At 75.7% G+C, this 1,686-nt stretch carries 2 protein-coding genes; one reads left to right on the forward strand and one right to left on the reverse strand.

What is annotated here, in order from left to right; all coding sequences use genetic code 11:
- Window positions 1–197 precede the first annotated feature (197 nt).
- On the reverse strand, window positions 198–446 hold the full coding sequence (locus E4099_RS31820; protein WP_135342561.1) for a hypothetical protein: 249 nt from the start codon (window positions 444–446) through the stop codon (window positions 198–200).
- Between the two features lie 95 nt (window positions 447–541).
- Between E4099_RS31820 and holA the strand changes: the two genes are divergently transcribed.
- Complete coding sequence (holA, locus tag E4099_RS31825; protein WP_135342562.1) at window positions 542–1,534, forward strand: DNA polymerase III subunit delta; 993 nt, start codon at window positions 542–544, stop codon at window positions 1,532–1,534.
- The last annotated feature ends 152 nt before the right edge of the window (window positions 1,535–1,686 follow it).

Consider the following 1,686-nt stretch of genomic DNA (forward strand, 5'->3'; position numbering starts at 1 on the left):
CCCGCCCACTGCCCGCCGAGCCGCGACCGGACCCGACGCCGTCGGAAGGGCCGTCGCCCGTCCCATAGCGCGCGGCGCCCGTGCCATACGGCGCGCGGAACCGACCCCGGGCAGCGCGGGGAACCGACCCGTGCGGCGCGCGGCGCCCACCTCGTGGTGTTCGGCGACCCGGGGCCGGAGGGGGTGGGGGCGACGGCTCAGGCCGGGTGGTCCTCCAGCCAGCCCTCGTGCTCCTCGGCCAGCGCGTGCAGGGCGGCCGAGGTCAGGGCGGCGTCGGGATCCTCCACCACGACCAGCCACTGGGCGTCCTCGGCGTCGTCCTCGCCGGCCAGCGCATCCCGTACCAGCCGGGGCTCCTCGGCGAGGACATAGCGTTCGGCCAGCGCGGCGGCCACCTCCTCGGCCGCGTCGCGGTCGGGCAGCACCAGGACATGTCGTTCGCTCACCGGTTCATTGTCCGTTGCCGGGGCGGGCCGCGGGGCCGCAGGGGTCGCCGGGAGCCGACCGGGACTGTCGGCGGCGCGTGGGATGCTGGTGGGCGATGGCCAGGAAGAGTACGACAGACGACCCGCTCGCCCCCGTGACGCTCGCGGTGGGGCAGGAGGACCTCCTGCTCGACCGCGCGGTGCAGCAGGTGGTTGCGGCCGCCCGCGCGGCGGACCCCGACACCGACGTCCGGGACCTCGCCCCGGAGGCACTGCAGCCCGGCACCCTCGCCGAGCTCACCAGCCCCTCGCTGTTCGCCGAGCGGAAGGTGGTCGTGGTGCGCAACGCCCAGGACCTGTCCGCCGACACCATCAAGGACGTGAAGGCGTATCTGGGGGCCCCGGCCGAGGAGATCACCCTGGTGCTGCTGCACGCCGGCCAGGCCAAGGGGAAGGGGCTGCTGGACGCGGCGCGCAAGGCCGGCGCACGAGAGGTCGCCTGCCCCAAGATGACCAAGCCGGCCGATCGGCTGGCCTTCGTACGGACCGAGTTCCGCACCATCGGGCGTTCCGCGACCCCCGAGGCGTGCCAGGCCCTGGTGGACGCCATCGGCAGCGACCTGCGCGAGCTGGCCAGCGCCTGCGCGCAGCTGTCCGCCGACGTCGAGGGGACCATCGACGAGGCCGTGGTGGGCCGCTACTACACCGGCCGCGCCGAGGCGTCGAGCTTCACCGTCGCCGACCGGGCGGTGGAGGGGCGTGCCGCCGAGGCACTGGAGGCGCTGCGCTGGGCGTTGGCCACCGGTGTCGCCCCGGTGCTGATCACCAGCGCGCTCGCGCAGGGCGTGCGGGCCATCGGCAAGCTGGCCTCCGCCCCTCGCGGCGCCCGCCCGGCCGACCTGGCGCGCGAGCTGGGCATGCCGCCGTGGAAGATCGACCGGGTGCGTCAGCAGATGCGCGGCTGGTCGGCGGACGGTGTCGCGGTGGCGCTGCGCGCGGTCGCCGAGGCGGACGCCGGCGTCAAGGGCGGCGGGGACGACCCGGCGTACGCCCTGGAGAAGGCCGTGGTCACCATCGCCCGCGCCGCCCGCTCGGGCCGTTCCCGGTAAGGAAGCGGAAACCGCGGTTCACCCCTTCCGGCCGTACCCAGTGGCGAGGCGGAGGCCGCTGGTGATCCCCGCCGCCCGCCCCAGATAAGGAGACGGAAGCCGCTGGTCACCCCCGCCGGTCGTCCTCAGCAGCCAGGCGGAAGCCGTTGGCC

This window comes from Streptomyces palmae, assembly GCF_004684805.1.
Lineage (GTDB): Bacteria > Actinomycetota > Actinomycetes > Streptomycetales > Streptomycetaceae > Streptomyces > Streptomyces palmae.

Bases quoted from the DNA above. Each gene is read 5' to 3' on its own strand.
- holA (WP_135342562.1), top strand. From the start codon at position 542: ATGGCCAGGAAGAGTACGACAGACGACCCGCTCGCCCCCGTGACGCTC.